Below are 14,196 nucleotides of genomic sequence, written 5' to 3' on the forward strand. Positions count from 1 at the left end.
GGCCCTGGCCGATGCGCTCGCCGCCGTAGCTGTACCAGGCACCGGACTTCTCAACAATCTTGGCCTCAACGCCCAGGTCGATGATTTCGCCCTCGCGCGACACGCCCTGGCCGTAGAGGATGTCGAAGATGGCTTCACGGAACGGCGGCGCCACCTTGTTCTTGACGACCTTGACCTTGGTTTCGTTGCCGACCACGTCGTCGCCCTTCTTGATCGAGCCAATGCGGCGGATATCCAAACGCACCGAGGCATAGAACTTAAGCGCGTTACCGCCCGTGGTGGTTTCAGGCGAACCGAACATCACACCGATCTTCATGCGGATCTGGTTGATGAAGATCACCATGCAGTTGGTTTTCTTGATGGTGCCGGTGAGCTTGCGCAGCGCCTGGCTCATCAGACGGGCTTGCAGGCCGGGCAGCGCATCGCCCATTTCGCCTTCGATTTCAGCCTTCGGCACCAGGGCAGCCACCGAGTCGATCACGATCAGGTCGACCGAGCCCGAACGCACCAGCGCGTCGGCAATTTCCAGGGCCTGTTCACCCGTGTCCGGCTGGGAGATCAGCAGGTCCGGCACGCTCACGCCGATCTTGTCAGCGTAAGTGACGTCAAGCGCATGTTCCGCGTCGATAAAGGCGCAGGTGCCGCCCAGCTTCTGCATCTCGGCAACCACCTGCAGTGTCAGCGTGGTCTTACCGGACGATTCCGGACCGTAGATCTCAATCACGCGGCCGCGCGGCAGACCACCAACGCCCAGCGCCACGTCCAGCCCCAGCGAGCCCGTGGACACGACCTGGACCGGCTCTACCTCGGCATCGCCCATCTTCATGATGGAGCCCTTGCCGAACTGCTTTTCGATCTGCGCGAGTGCGGCAGCCAGCGCCTTCTGCTTTTCTGCGCTCATCGTGGCTGCCTTCTTGCCGTCTTCCATGGTCGTCCTTCGTGCGATTTGGTGTATAAATGGGCCGCAAGGGCTGATGATTCCTGCGTTTGTTCGCAACAGCAATCAGCTGCACGGCCTGACGCTGGAACCAATCTTGATACTTTAGCGCCGCCAAGACTACAGCACCGCGAATTCGGAGTACTGTATAAAAAACCAGTGGTTTTGACAAGTCTCCAGCGCAGCGATTGCGCAACAACACGCGTGTAAACAATGTAGCGGGCGGGATGGGCGAGCCAGACACTTGCCCAGCATCGCGGGGAGACACGCATGCGCATCCTGATAGCCGAAGACGACGCCACCCTGGCCGACGGGCTGACCCGTTCGTTGCGCCAAGCCGGCTATGCCGTCGACCGGGCAGAAGACGGGGCCGCCGCCGATGCGGCGCTTGCCACACAGACGGCCCAGACCTATGACCTCCTGATCCTCGACGTGGGGCTGCCGCGCCTGTCGGGGCTGGAGGTGCTCAGACGCCTGCGCTCGCGCGGGGCCATGCTGCCGGTGCTGATCCTAACCGCCGCAGATAGCGTGGAAGACCGCGTCAAGGGCCTGGACCTGGGCGCAGACGACTATATGGCCAAGCCCTTCGCCCTGTCCGAGCTGGAGGCACGCGTGCGTGCGCTGGTACGACGCGGCACCGGCGGCGGCGCCACGCTCGTCCGGCACGGCCCCCTGGCGTTCGACCAGGTTGGCCGCATCGCCTATATCCATGACCAGATGATCGACCTGTCAGCGCGTGAGATCGGGCTGCTGGAAATCCTGCTGGCGCGCGCGGGCCGGCTGGTGTCGAAGGAGCAGTTGGTCGACCACCTGTGCGGCTGGGGCGAAGAGGTCAGCAACAACGCCATCGAGGTGTACGTCCACCGCCTGCGCAAGAAGATCGAGGTGGACGGCATCCGCATTGCCACCGTGCGCGGGTTGGGCTATTGCCTGGAGCGCGCCGCTACCCCCGCCAACTCTGCCGCCGCCCATGGCTGATCGGCTGGCCTGGCCGTGGCGTCGCCACCGGATACCGCGCGCACCGCGCCCCGGCGCCGCGCCCCAGGCCGACGACCGCGACCTCGCCGATACCCTCCCCCATCTCGAAGACGACGCCACCGGGCCCGTCGCGCGATCACTGTTTGGCGAGATTCTCGACTGGATGCTCGCGCCACTGTTGCTGCTCTGGCCGATGAGCATTGCGGTGACGTACCTCGTGGCCAAGTCGATTGCGAATGCACCGTACGACCGCGCGCTGGAATCGAGCGCCATCGTGCTCAGCCAGCAGTTGCGTGAGGTGAACGGACGCGTGACGCTGCAGTTGCCGATCTCCGCGCGCGAGATCCTGCGCGCCGACGAGACCGACAACATCTATTACCAGGTGCTCGGCGAGAGCGGCGAGTTCGTCTCTGGCGATCGCGACCTGCCGCTGCCACCTGAAGAAGACGCCAACGCCGGTGGCCTCGTGCAGCTGCGCGACGACCACATCCATGGCGCAGAGATCCGTGTGGCGTATACGTTTGTGCAGCGCCCCGGCATGACCGGTGGCAAACCCGCGTTGGTGCAGGTGGCCGAAACGCTCGACAAGCGTGCGCAACTGGCCAACGAAATCATCAAGGGCGTGATCCTGCCGCAGTTCGTGATCTTGCCGCTGGCGGTCATTCTGGTGTGGTTCGGGCTCACACGCGGGCTGGCACCGCTCAATGCGATTCAAGAGCGCATCCGCGCACGCAACCCGGGGGATACCAGCCCCATTGACGAAGGCGCCGCCCCGCAGGAGCTGACGCCACTGGTGGCATCGTTCAACGACCTGCTCGGGCGGCTGGAGCAATCGGTGCAGACGCAGAAGCGTTTCATTGCCGATGCCGCACACCAGATGAAGACGCCGCTGGCCGGCCTGCGCATGCAGGCAGAACTCGCGCAGCGTGAGCAGTCGCCCGACGAGCTACGCCGCACGCTTGCCCACATCGCCGACAGCTCGGACCGGACGGCGCACCTTGTCAAGCAATTGCTCTCGCTGGCGCGCATGGAGAACATGGGCGCAACCGACGGCATGGTGCCGCTCGATATCTGCGCGCTGTCGCGGCAGGTGGTGGCTGACTGGCTGCAGAAAGCGTGGGCCAAGCGGATCGACCTCGGCTTCGAAGAGCCTGGCCCACCGGTCATGACGTCCGGCAACGCCACGATGCTGGCCGAGATGCTCAACAACCTGCTCGACAACGCCATCCGCTACACGCCCGATGGCGGTCATGTCACGGTGCGCGTGACCACCGCACCGTTCGAGCCGTTCGTGTTCATCGACGTGGACGACACCGGCCCCGGCATCCCCGTGGCAGAACGTGAACACGTGATGCAGCGCTTCTATCGCATTCTCGGCACGCAGGCCGAGGGCAGCGGACTGGGCCTGGCCATCGTGCGTGAGATCGTGCAGCAGCACGGCGGCGACATCGAGGTGCTCGACAACGTCCACCAGACATCGCCACGCGTGGCGGGCGCGCGCTTTCGCATCACGCTGCATCGCTGCGCACCGGATGGGGAAACCACCGCATGAGCATCACGCCCGGAACGCCCGCACGCCAACGCTGGATCGCCAACATGCGCTGGATCGCCGCGCTGTTGGGGGTGTGGTTTGTCGTCACCTATGTGGTGGCGTTTTTCGCGCGCGATCTGTCGATGCGCTTCTTCGGTTGGCCGTTCGCTTACTGGGTGGCAGGGCAAGGCGCACCCATCGTCTATGTGCTGATCACCGTGCTGTATGCGTGGCGCACCAACCGCGCTGCGGATGCTGCATCGCAGGATGACGAGGCATCGCATCACGAAGCCACCGAGCCCTCTCCACCGCCTTCCATTTGATGCGCTGAAGCAGCAAATTGCGCTGCAACGCAACGCGCACATCCTCGTGTATACCCCGACGAAATTGCCCCGTTGATGGGGTGTTCGTGTCAGAACGCAGTAAGTTTCGCTTCCCACAATCGTTCCCAATTCCGCGGGCGATTGCTTTGCGTTGTCATGTCCATGCCCAGCGGGACGACCTACGAAAACAGGAGACAACATGGCAACCGTGCAAAGTGCACCGAACGCGCCCGCCGGGCGTGTCCAGCCTGCGCCCATGACGAAGGAGGAGAAGAAAGTCATCTTCGCTTCGTCGCTCGGGACGGTGTTCGAGTGGTACGACTTCTATCTCTACGGCTCGCTGGCGGCAATCATCGCCAAGCAGTTCTTCTCGGGCCTGGATCCAACGGCGGGTTTCATCTTTGCACTGCTGGCCTTTGCCGCCGGCTTCCTGGTGCGCCCGTTTGGCGCACTGGTGTTCGGCCGGCTGGGCGACATGATCGGCCGCAAATACACGTTCCTGGTCACCATCGTGATCATGGGTACGTCGACGTTTATCGTCGGCCTGTTGCCCTCTTACGGCACGATTGGCGTGGCCGCGCCGATCATCCTGATCGCGCTGCGCATGCTGCAAGGTCTGGCGCTGGGCGGTGAATACGGCGGTGCTGCCACGTATGTCGCCGAGCACGCGCCGCATGGCCGTCGCGGCGCCTACACCTCGTGGATCCAGACCACGGCCACGCTGGGCCTGTTCCTGTCGCTGGTCGTCATCCTGGTGGTGCGCGAACTGACCGGCAAGGCGTTCGACGACTGGGGCTGGCGTATCCCGTTCCTGGTGTCGATCCTGCTGCTGGCGACGTCGGTGTACATCCGCCTGTCGATGAGCGAATCGCCGGCATTCCAGAAGATGAAGGCCGAGGGCAAAACCTCCAAGGCCCCGCTGACGGAAGCCTTCGGCCAGTGGCGTAACCTGAAGATCGTGATCCTGGCGCTGCTCGGTCTGACCGCGGGCCAGGCCGTGGTGTGGTACACGGGCCAGTTCTACGCGCTGTTCTTCCTCACCCAGGTGCTGAAGGTGGACGCGTTCACGGCCAACGTGCTGATTGCCGTGGCGCTGGCCATCGGCACGCCGTTCTTCGTGTTCTTCGGCTCGCTGTCGGACCGCATCGGCCGCAAGAAGATCATCATGGCCGGCTGCCTGCTGGCGGTGCTGACCTACTTCCCGCTGTTCAAGGCGCTCACGCACTACGCCAACCCGGCGCTGGAGCGTGCCCAGCAAACCGCGCAGATCACCATCACGGTCGACCCCAAGGAGTGCTCGTTCCAGGGCAGCCCGATTGCCCGTGAGGTGGACTTCCGCTCGTCATGCGATATCGCCAAGCGCACGCTGGCGCAATCGTCGGCCAGCTACGAAACGGTGGAAGGCCCGGCCGGTACGGTTGCCTCGGTCTCGATCGCAGGCAAGCAGATCGCCTCGCTCAACGCCACCCGCACGGCGGACGGCCAGAGCTTCGACGCGGAGAGCAAGGCGAAGATTGCCGACTTCAAGAAGCAGGTGAGCGAGTCGCTCAAGGCCGCCAACTACCCGACCAAGGCCGATCCGGCACAGATGAACACGGTCATGGTGCTGGTGATCCTGGTGATCCTGGTGATCTACGTGACCATGGTCTATGGCCCGATCGCGGCGATGCTGGTGGAAATGTTCCCCACACGCATCCGCTACTCGTCGATGTCGTTGCCGTATCACATCGGCAACGGCTGGTTCGGGGGGCTGCTGCCGACCATCTCGTTCGCCCTGGTGGCCCAGAACGGCAACATCTATCACGGGCTGTGGTACCCGATCTGGATCGCAGCCATCACCTTCGTGATTGGCGTGCTGTTCGTACGGGAGACCAAGGACGTGGACATCTACAAGAACGACTGAGCAACATGACGAATCAAGGGGCTTGACAGATTCGCCGAAGGCTGTAGAATTTCGTTTCTTCGGCGAATTAGCTCAGTCGGTTAGAGCGACGGAATCATAATCCGCAGGTCCGGGGTTCGAGTCCCTGATTCGCCACCATCTTCAGAAAGGCTCTGCAATCAACAGGTTGCAGAGCCTTTTTCTCGTTCGGTGGGTCACTTGGTGGGCATCCCCACCCGCAAGTTGCCCCAACTGCGCCAATGGTCACACCACTGCGGGTACGACTTGATCGTCATGCGCAACAAGTTTGATGGCATAAAAAAAGCACCCTTTGGGGTGCTTTTTTGTTGGCGCTGACTTCTGACTTTCACTCTAAATTTTTTGGATGATCTCGAAACATTGCGCGGCAACGCCGTCAATTCGTTTTTGAGATTACGCCCGTCATATACTCATTCAGGTCGCGAAAATCTTTAACCGTCCACGTGAATGGGGCCAGCTTTACGCCATTCTCTCGCAGAGTTTTCGGAATCAAATCCCCGTTTGGGCGAAGTATGACAGATGACACAATGACCCCCGGATAATCGGCTAGGCGTTTTTTGAACGCTCGCGTTGTGAGATCCGGTGTTGGAGGGCTGCTCTTGTTAGCCAACGGCCCTGTGCCCTTAATATCCACACCATGGCACATGGCGCATCTCTTCACGAAAATCCGCTCTCCATTGATACTGTCCGCAAAGGATATCGATGGCGTTAGAAGCAGCAGCATCAACGCTGCGATGAAATTTCCTTTAGCTCTCATACATTCCGTGCTTTCATCGGGATCAGCTCAGATCCGCATTTTTGCGTTGTGGAATTACTGTGATGGGCCCACTGCCTTCAACTTTCACCTTCTGCAGTTAGGCTACCCTTTTGGGCGAATGTGAGGCGATTTTTTCGCCCCACTTTATAAATCAACTCACATTTTTCGGAGCGAATTGTTGATGGGAAAAGGGGTTTTGTCAAACCGTTGAACATCCCGGATTCACCACCGAATGTCAGAAAGGTCACCATTGCTTGCGTAAGAGCGGCTTTTGTTTGTCTGCGCACCCGCGCAGCGCCCCCTACTGCAGCGCAAGGCTTTCCAACACGAAGTCCTTGATATCGCGCCGCGTCTCTTCGGGCATCCGAGAGAACTCCAGGCCGTAGACGAAGCGCTCGCCGTCCTGCCGGCGGTTGCGAACCTCGACGAATACCGTGATGGGCCGCGTGCGATGCTCGATGGCCAGATCCACCCTGAGCCGCGCGGTGCGCCCCACGATCAGAAAATCCTCCTTGGCCGACACACCTGCGCCCGTGGTACTGACGTTCTCGACCACCACATCAACAGCGGCACGTTGATACTCGCCTGAGGACAACTCACCCGGAAACGCCGTGATCACGCGTTGATGCTTGCGCACGAGCGCCTGCGCGACGGCCTCCGGATAGCGCAGGAAGTAGCAGCCGAAAGGCCCCGCCGCTTCCGGCAGCAACGCCGTCGAAAACTTGAACAGCCGCGAGCCGGTGAAGAGCCGGGCGTCGTACTGCACGCCTTCCGTCAATGCGAGGGCGTTCTCGTCCGCCACGCATTGCACGATCAACGCTTGCCCAGGAATCACGCCCACTAGATCCACGCGCAGCACATCCTTGGCATCGCCGGCCGTCAGGTGGAAGAACTCCACCTTCTGCGTGAGATTCGGCAACGACGACGGCTTGGTAAGCAACGGTTCGGCATCGCTGCCTGGCGCAACACCCTCGGCTTCCTGCCCGCTCGAGGCTTGCGACGGATGGTTCTCCGCGGTCGATGCGTGGACAGGCTTCAACCCAAACCTGCCGGCATGCACTGTGTTGCGCCGATAGCCGAGACGGTACAGCCGCTGCAGCAGAATGTCGGACGTGACCACCTGCCCCTTCTGGAGAAGCAGGGCACCGTCAGCGTTGTAGATGGCGAAGTCGATAGGCCTGTCAAGCCGGAGATCGCCGGAAGCGAGCTTGATGAGCATGGTTGTTCTTGACGAGGGTTGCGCGCGGCCGCGTGGCCGCGAGGAGTGTGCCGCGCACCTCGTCCGGGTGCGATACCCCTTGCGCGGGGGACGCGGCTACACATCGCATATGCACCAGGCAGTAACACGTGAGCCCAGAAGCACACCCTCGCATGGACGGCAGAAACAGCAAAGCCCCGCATCAAACGGGGCTTGTTGCCATGTCGACGACCTGCCTACCCCGCCAGCGCAGTGGCTTGTGTGGGTGCCAGTTCCGATGCCGCGATCCCCAACACCCAATCCGTCGTCAACGCCGGCTGCGTGACAGGCAGCATGTGGCCACCTGCCACGATGCGCAGGTTCACGCGGTCGAGCTTCTGCTTGAGTGCTTCGCCCTGGCGTTTGTAATTGAGGATGCGATCCCCCTTGCCGTAAAGCACATCCACCGGCACCGTCATCGACGCGTAGCGACGCTCCATGTCCGGCAGATCCTGCGGCGCGCAGACCAAGTCAGACGACGCCGCATAGAACACGTGCGGACGCAACCCCAGCAGGCCTCCGCCTTTGAAGGGAAAACTCTGTGGCATGGCTTCGGGCGCAAACACAGCCTCGACCGCCTTGCGCGAACCGATGATCGACAGGGGAATCGCCAGCGTCCACGAGACCAGCCGGCGCACCAGCGGCGAAGGCAGCACCAGGCCGTTGAATGCGCCCGGCGGCGTACTCTCTGCATGCGTGAGCGGGGCGATCAACGCAAGCCTGCGGATCACCTGGGGGTGATTGAGCCCAACCGCCAGCGCAATCGCGCCACCCAGCGAATGCCCCACCAGCACGGGCTTGTCGAGCCCAAGCTTTTCAATGCACCGCGCGATCGTGCGTGCCTGTGCATAGATGTTGGCCGGTGTTGCATCCCCGCGCAGCGAGCGCCCCGCCCCCGGCCGGTCGATCAGGATCACGCGGTGCGATTGCATCAGCCGCTCCAGCTCCAGATAGGCGAAGTTGCGCAGGTTTCCACACAGGCCGTGCACGAACACGATGGCCGGACCGCTGCCCTGATCGGTGTAGTGCACGCGGTCACCATCGACATCGATGAACTTGCCTTCCGGCGGAAACCCCTTGGTCACGCGGCGCGCAGTGAAAAACGTGAACGCCACCAGTACGGCGATCACCGCAATCAGGATAGCGACGACAGTCAGGATGGTGCTGGTCACAGTGCCCCCAAAGTGGTTTAGGCGGTTTGCCGGGCGCCGACCGGTTGCCCGCGGCGCTCGAACTGCATCGCATCATCGGCAAGCGACCCGAACTTGAGCATCATCAGATCGCGTGCGTAGTTCTGATACGACTTCCACGGCTGCTTGGTGCCCTGCTTGGGCAGAATGCCCGCCGCACGCTGGATATAGCCCGAAGTCAGGTCGACAGCGGGTTCAAGGCCCATCGCGTCATCGTCGAGCCGGGGCACACAAACGTCATAGCCGTTGGCCTGCATGTGGTTGAGCAGCCGGCACACGTACTGCGCAATCAGTTCGGCCTTGAGCGTCCACGAGGCATTCGTATAGCCGAACGACGAGGCAAGGTTCGGAATGCCGCTGTACATCATGCCCTTGTACGACACCGTCTGCGACAGGTCGACGGGCTGCCCGTCGACGGTCACGGCCGCGCCGCCCAGCACCTTGAGCTTGAGCCCAGTGGCGGTGACGACCACATCGGCATCGAGATGCTCACCGCCCTTGAGCTGCAGGCCGGTGGGCGTGAAGCATTCGATCTCGTCTGTTGCAATCGAGGCGCGGCCCGAGCGGATCGTCTTGAACAAATCGCCATCGGGCACCAGGCACAGGCGCTGGTCCCACGGGTTGTAGCGCGGCGTGAGGTGCTTGCGCACATCGAAATCGGGCCCGATCTGCTTGCCGGCCATGCGGATGATGAAATCCTTGAACGCACGGGGCTTGCGGCGCGCAAGGCCGTAGAAGTACATCGTCAGCAGCACGTTCTTGGTACGCACGAGCCGGTGCGCAAGCCCCGCTGGCAACCAGCGGCGCAGCGTGTTGGCCACGGCGTCCTGCTCCGGACGCGACACGATGTACGTAGGTGAGCGTTGCAGCATCGTCACGTGCTGTGCGGTATCGGCCATTGCAGGCACCAGCGTGACCGCAGTTGCGCCGCTGCCGATCACAACGACGCGCTTGCCGGCGTAATCCAGGTCCTGTGGCCAATGCTGCGGATGGACGATGCGGCCCTGGAACTGCTCCATCTGCGCCCAGGCGGGTGCGTGGCCCTCTTCGTAGTCGTAGTAGCCGCTGCACATATAGAGGAACTTGCATGTGTAGTGCAGCGTTTCCTGTCGATCACCCTCGGTGCGCAGCACGCGCACGGTCCAACGCGCAGTAGCCGAATCCCAACTGGCACCCGTGACCTTGTGCTGGTACCGGATCGTCTTGTCGATGCCGAACACGCGCGCCGTGTCCTGGATGTAATCGAGAATGGTCTGGCCGTCGGAGATGGCCTTGTCGCTATGCCACGGGCGGAAGCTGTAGCCGAGCGTGAACATGTCGGAGTCGGAGCGGATGCCGGGGTAGCGGAACAGATCCCACGTACCGCCCATGGTCGCGCGGCTCTCCAGAATGGCGAACCGGGCCGACGGGCATCGCTCGCGCAGGTGGTAAGCCGCACCCACGCCGGACAGGCCGGCACCGACGATCAGCACATCGAACTCCGTATCCGATGCCGTGGCACGGCTTCGGGGCGGTTGCGCTGCGGCTGCCCTTTCGATCGTCGTCTCCATGCGCCCTCCTGGTTGGCGGCTTGGCGATTTTCGCCTTAAATGTGGTGTACGTTGTCACCACTTTAATTTTTCCGCTTCCTGACGTCAAATAGCGAAATGGAGAAAACATTTGAAACGGCCAAGAAGGGCCGCCCGTATGGCGGGGTGGCGCCAGAAGCACGCGCAGCAGAGCGCCGCGAAGCGCTGATCCGCGCCGGCACGTGCGTCTTCGGCACGGTGGGCTTCCGCAAAGCGACGGTCCGGGCGATCTGCCAGGAGGCGAAGCTGAACGATCGTTACTTCTATGCAGCGTTCGACAGCACGGAAGCGCTGCTGCGCGCAACCTATCAGCAACATGCCGAAGACCTGCGCGCGCAGGTGTCACAAGCCACGGCTGCCGTGGACGGCACGCTGGAAGCGCGCGTCGACGCCGGCCTGCACGCGTTCTTCACCTTCTTGCGTGACCCGTGCGCGGCGCGCGTGCTTCTGCTCGAGGTGATGGGTGTGAGCCCGGAGACCGACGCGACCTACCAGCGCAACCTGATGGAGTTCGGCAAACAGATCATGGCGAATGTGCAGCCGCTCGGCACCGACAACGCCGACCTGCGCGCGGACCACCGGATCCTCGGCCTCGCGCTCGTGGGCGCCATGACCAATGTGGGCGCAGCCTGGCTGCTGACCGGGTACCGAGATCCGGAAGAGAAGATGGTGCGCAACTGCCGGCAGGTGCTGCTCGGCACGTTGCAGGCCATGGCGGCACGCTAGCAGCCCCGCCTCAAGCACCCCACCGGGGCTGTCCACCTCTATGCGTCGGACGGCTCCCACGCAAGTACCAGTTGCAGCAGGCCGGGAAACCTGACGTCAAGATCCTCGGTGCGCACGCGGCTGCGTCGCTCCAGCCCGTATTGCCGCTGGCGCAGCACGCCGGCCTCTCGCAACGCCTTGAAATGGTGGGTCAGCGACGATTTCGGCCGATCGAAGCCGAACCAGCCGCACGGGTGGTCGTACGCCTCGGATTCCAGCATCAGCTTGCGCACGATGGTCAGGCGCAATGGGTCCGCCAGCGCGCCAAAGATGGCGTCCAACTGCAGATCTTCCACGGCCGGTTCCGGCAACGGTTCAGGAAGGTCAGCCAACTCAGCGGCTGCCTTGGGCAATGAGGTGCGTTTCATCCGCGTCACTGTATCACTTGTACGAATTTTCTCGAACCAATATATAGTTCGAGAAAATTCGTACAAGGACCCGCATCGTGCCGTCTTCCTCCATTGCAATTCCCTCCTGCGGCACACCCGCTCGCATTACCACCGACATGTGGCGTGCCGCCGGGATGGTCACCGCTGTATTCATGCTGTCCAACTCGCCAACGCCGCTCTATGTGGTCTGGCAGCGCACGCTGGGCTTTTCGTCCGGCACCCTGACCGTCATCTTTGCGTTGTATATCGCCGGGCTGCTGGGCACGCTGCTGGTGGCCGGTCAGTTGTCCGACCGCTACGGGCGCAAGCCAGTGCTGCTACCGGGCATTGCAGCCGCGTTGGTCGCGTGCGGGTTGTTTGCCTGCGCATCGTCCACCGCCATGCTTGCCGTGGCCCGGTTGCTAACCGGCATTGCAGTGGGTGTCATCGTGTCGGCGGGGATGGCGTCGGTGGCAGACCTGGGCGGCAGCGCACGCAAGCGTGATGCCGCGCTACTGGCTTCGGTGGCAATGGTGCTCGGCGCTGGCCTCGGGCCGCTGCTGGCCGGCGGCGCCGGACAAGTGCTCGCGCATCCGGTCATGACCGTGTTCGGCTTCGAGGCCGTGGTACTGCTCAGCGTCTTCGTGATTGCATGGCGGTTGCCGCTGGCCCGGCCAGCCAAGCCGCATGACAGTGAGACTGCCCCGCTGCATCTGCCGTCGGTTCCCGCGCAGAACCGCCGCCATGTCGCCAGCGGCATCGGTGTCTTTGGCCCCGGCATTACGGCGACGTCGTTCGTGCTCGCACTGGGGCCATCCCTGCTGGCGCGCCTGCTTGACGTGCGCAGCCCGCTGGTGGCCGGCGGCATGGCATGCGCGATGTTCCTGACCGCAACCGGCGTCCAGTTTGCCGCGCGGCGTCATTCGGTGCGGACATTGTTCCTGGCAGGCACGGCCGCGACCACGCTGTCGATGGGCGCGCTGTGCGCGGCGGTGCATGCATCATCGGCGCCCCTTCTGGTCATCGCTGCGCTGTTGGCGGGAGCGGGACAAGGACTCGGCCAGCTCGGCGGATTGACGCTCATCAGCCTGCACGTGCCGGACACGCGCCGGGCCGAAGCCAATGCTGTCATGAACCTCGGTGGCTATCTGCCTGCGGGGTTGTTGCCCGTGATGACCGGCTATGCAATCGATGCGTTTGGTCTGGCAACCGGTGCCACTGCCTTTGCCGTGACGCTGGCGCTCATCGCGCTCGGCTCAGGCAGCCTGGTCTTCCGATCGCTGGCACGCAGTGGCAACTGAGTCGATTCAGACGGCGCCTTCCGGGCGCCCTAGCCGAACCACGGTCACGCCAGGTGCCAGGTGCCGCAACGATGGCTGCAGCAGCACGCAGTTGTCGTACGGCGTGACGATCTGCGCATCACCATCGGTGGCGATGACGGTGCCGGCGCGGGCGATAGTCTCCATACCGCGATAGTCGTGCGCAAACCGAAAGGCCGTGGACTTGGCGACCACTGGGTCCGTCACGCGAATGCATCGCACCTGCAGCGCGGGTGCAATCCCCAACCACGCCGACACGACCGATGCGTCGACCGTGCCCAGCGCCACCAGGAAGCGCGCGCACGCATCCAGCGCCACATCGCGGCTCACGCGCTCGAAGTGCTGGCCGCATTCGATGAGCAGCGCGTTCTTCGCACTGCCTGCATCGCCAAAACCGGCGTAGTCGCGCAGGCGTCGGCCAGCGGCGTGGCCTGCGTCGATCATCAGGTGTGAAGGCGCGCCAACCTGGCGGCCGAATGCGACACCCTTCTCCAGCGGGCCGGTCAGCATCAGCGGCTCGGCTTTCTCGTGCATCGAGTGGATGTCGAGCAGGTAATCGACCGTGTCGATTACGGGACGCAACTCGCGTGCGCGGCGCAGTTCCAGCGTGTTACCGGGGCCGTCGAGCTTGTCGGCGGACCACACGCGGTTCAGGTCTTCGTCGATGAAGCGTGTGGCGTCAGGGTCGTTGATATCGAAGCGCTCATACGCCTCGACATTGGCAAACGACAGCGTGAGCTGGCCACGCGCCGGACGCACACCGGCGGCCAGCAGCGCATCCACCGCAATCGCACCGCACAGTTCGTTGCCGTGCGTGAGCGCGTTGATCATGACGTGCGGACCAGGCACACCGCTGTCGAACGTGTGTACGTAGTCCACGCCATGCGTGCCGGTCTTCCAGCGGCGAATGTCGGGCTTCTGCAGCTCGATCGGGTACACAGGCAGCGTGGCGCGCAGCGCCTCCAGGGTCATCATGCGAAATCCTTGGGTAGAGACGGGAACGAAAAATCAGTTCAGGTTCAGCGTGCCCGCGCACGGCCGCGCAGCATCCACAGCGAGGCCAGACTGATAAGCGTGGTCGCAAACACGTAGAAGCTCGGCGATGTCTTGATGTGCGTGACACCAATCAGCCACGTGACGATGAGCGGCGAGAACCCGCCGAAGATCGTCACCGACAAGTTATAGCTCAACGCCAGACCCGTGCCGCGTGTGCGCGTCGGGAAGATGTCGGCCAGCAATGCCGGCAGTGGCGCCAGGATGGCCGCCAGCAGCACACCCACGATCGCCTGCATGACCAGCAGC

General features: G+C 63.1%; 13 protein-coding genes, 1 tRNA gene and 1 pseudogene. 7 read left to right on the forward strand and 8 right to left on the reverse strand.

Translation table 11 applies throughout. The features are described from left to right. Positions 1-928 (reverse strand): recombinase RecA (gene recA, locus JHD73_RS22275; protein ID WP_199032369.1); only part of this gene is annotated, 928 nt, incomplete at its 3' end. Between the two features lie 279 nt (positions 929-1,207). Between recA and JHD73_RS22280 the strand changes: the two genes are divergently transcribed. The 5 genes from JHD73_RS22280 (at position 1,208) to JHD73_RS22300 (ending at position 5,810) form a co-directional block, all read left to right on the forward strand. After that, entirely contained in the window at positions 1,208-1,915 is a 708-nt protein-coding gene (locus JHD73_RS22280) for a response regulator transcription factor (RefSeq protein ID WP_199032370.1), read from the forward strand. Continuing rightward, entirely contained in the window at positions 1,908-3,467 is a 1,560-nt protein-coding gene (locus tag JHD73_RS22285) for a sensor histidine kinase (protein ID WP_199032371.1), read from the forward strand. Before JHD73_RS22280 ends, JHD73_RS22285 begins: the two co-directional genes overlap by 8 nt. Then, a complete protein-coding gene (locus JHD73_RS22290) occupies positions 3,464-3,769 on the forward strand; it encodes a DUF4212 domain-containing protein (protein ID WP_199032372.1) in 306 nt (101 codons plus the stop codon). The genes JHD73_RS22285 and JHD73_RS22290 overlap by 4 nt, the downstream gene beginning before the upstream one ends. Before the next feature lie 199 nt (positions 3,770-3,968). Then, positions 3,969-5,672 carry an MFS transporter gene (locus JHD73_RS22295; protein ID WP_199032373.1) on the forward strand — a complete coding sequence of 568 codons (1,704 nt, stop codon included), beginning with the start codon at positions 3,969-3,971 and terminating at the stop codon, positions 5,670-5,672. Between the two features lie 61 nt (positions 5,673-5,733). Next, positions 5,734-5,810: transfer RNA gene (locus tag JHD73_RS22300), tRNA-Met, on the forward strand. 256 nt (positions 5,811-6,066) lie between these two features. Here JHD73_RS22300 and JHD73_RS22305 read toward each other — a convergent pair. From JHD73_RS22305 to JHD73_RS22320, 4 genes are all read right to left on the reverse strand, one after another. After that, entirely contained in the window at positions 6,067-6,447 is a 381-nt protein-coding gene (locus JHD73_RS22305) for a cytochrome c (RefSeq protein ID WP_199032374.1), read from the reverse strand. 301 nt (positions 6,448-6,748) lie between these two features. Continuing rightward, positions 6,749-7,666 (reverse strand): PilZ domain-containing protein, encoded by a 918-nt coding sequence (locus tag JHD73_RS22310; RefSeq protein WP_199032375.1) that lies wholly within the window; start codon positions 7,664-7,666, stop codon positions 6,749-6,751. A 215-nt stretch (positions 7,667-7,881) separates the two neighbouring features. After that, positions 7,882-8,856 (reverse strand): alpha/beta fold hydrolase, encoded by a 975-nt coding sequence (locus JHD73_RS22315; protein ID WP_199032376.1) that lies wholly within the window; start codon positions 8,854-8,856, stop codon positions 7,882-7,884. Between the two features lie 17 nt (positions 8,857-8,873). Next, complete coding sequence (locus tag JHD73_RS22320; RefSeq protein ID WP_199032377.1) at positions 8,874-10,424, reverse strand: NAD(P)/FAD-dependent oxidoreductase; 1,551 nt, start codon at positions 10,422-10,424, stop codon at positions 8,874-8,876. A gap of 96 nt (positions 10,425-10,520) precedes the next feature. On the opposite strand from JHD73_RS22320, the gene JHD73_RS22325 reads away from it, so the two are divergent. Then, positions 10,521-11,168, forward strand: coding sequence for a TetR/AcrR family transcriptional regulator (locus JHD73_RS22325; RefSeq protein ID WP_199032378.1), 648 nt, complete (start codon positions 10,521-10,523; stop codon positions 11,166-11,168). 38 nt (positions 11,169-11,206) lie between these two features. Here the strand turns inward: JHD73_RS22325 and JHD73_RS22330 are convergent, their stop codons facing one another. Continuing rightward, complete coding sequence (locus tag JHD73_RS22330) at positions 11,207-11,575, reverse strand: helix-turn-helix transcriptional regulator (RefSeq protein WP_199032379.1); 369 nt, start codon at positions 11,573-11,575, stop codon at positions 11,207-11,209. 77 nt (positions 11,576-11,652) lie between these two features. Here JHD73_RS22330 and JHD73_RS22335 point away from each other — a divergent pair, with 77 nt between their 5' ends. Further along, complete coding sequence (locus JHD73_RS22335; protein ID WP_199032380.1) at positions 11,653-12,876, forward strand: MFS transporter; 1,224 nt, start codon at positions 11,653-11,655, stop codon at positions 12,874-12,876. Between the two features lie 6 nt (positions 12,877-12,882). Here the strand turns inward: JHD73_RS22335 and JHD73_RS22340 are convergent, their stop codons facing one another. Next, the gene (locus tag JHD73_RS22340; RefSeq protein WP_199032381.1) at positions 12,883-13,869 is read right to left on the reverse strand and encodes a M14 family metallopeptidase; all 987 of its coding nucleotides are present in this window, start codon (positions 13,867-13,869) and stop codon (positions 12,883-12,885) included. A gap of 44 nt (positions 13,870-13,913) precedes the next feature. Beyond that, positions 13,914-14,196, reverse strand: a pseudogene (locus JHD73_RS22345) (MFS transporter); the annotation flags it as partial.

This window comes from Ralstonia sp. ASV6, from assembly GCF_016429285.1.
Classification (GTDB): Bacteria; Pseudomonadota; Gammaproteobacteria; order Burkholderiales; family Burkholderiaceae; genus Ralstonia; species Ralstonia flaminis.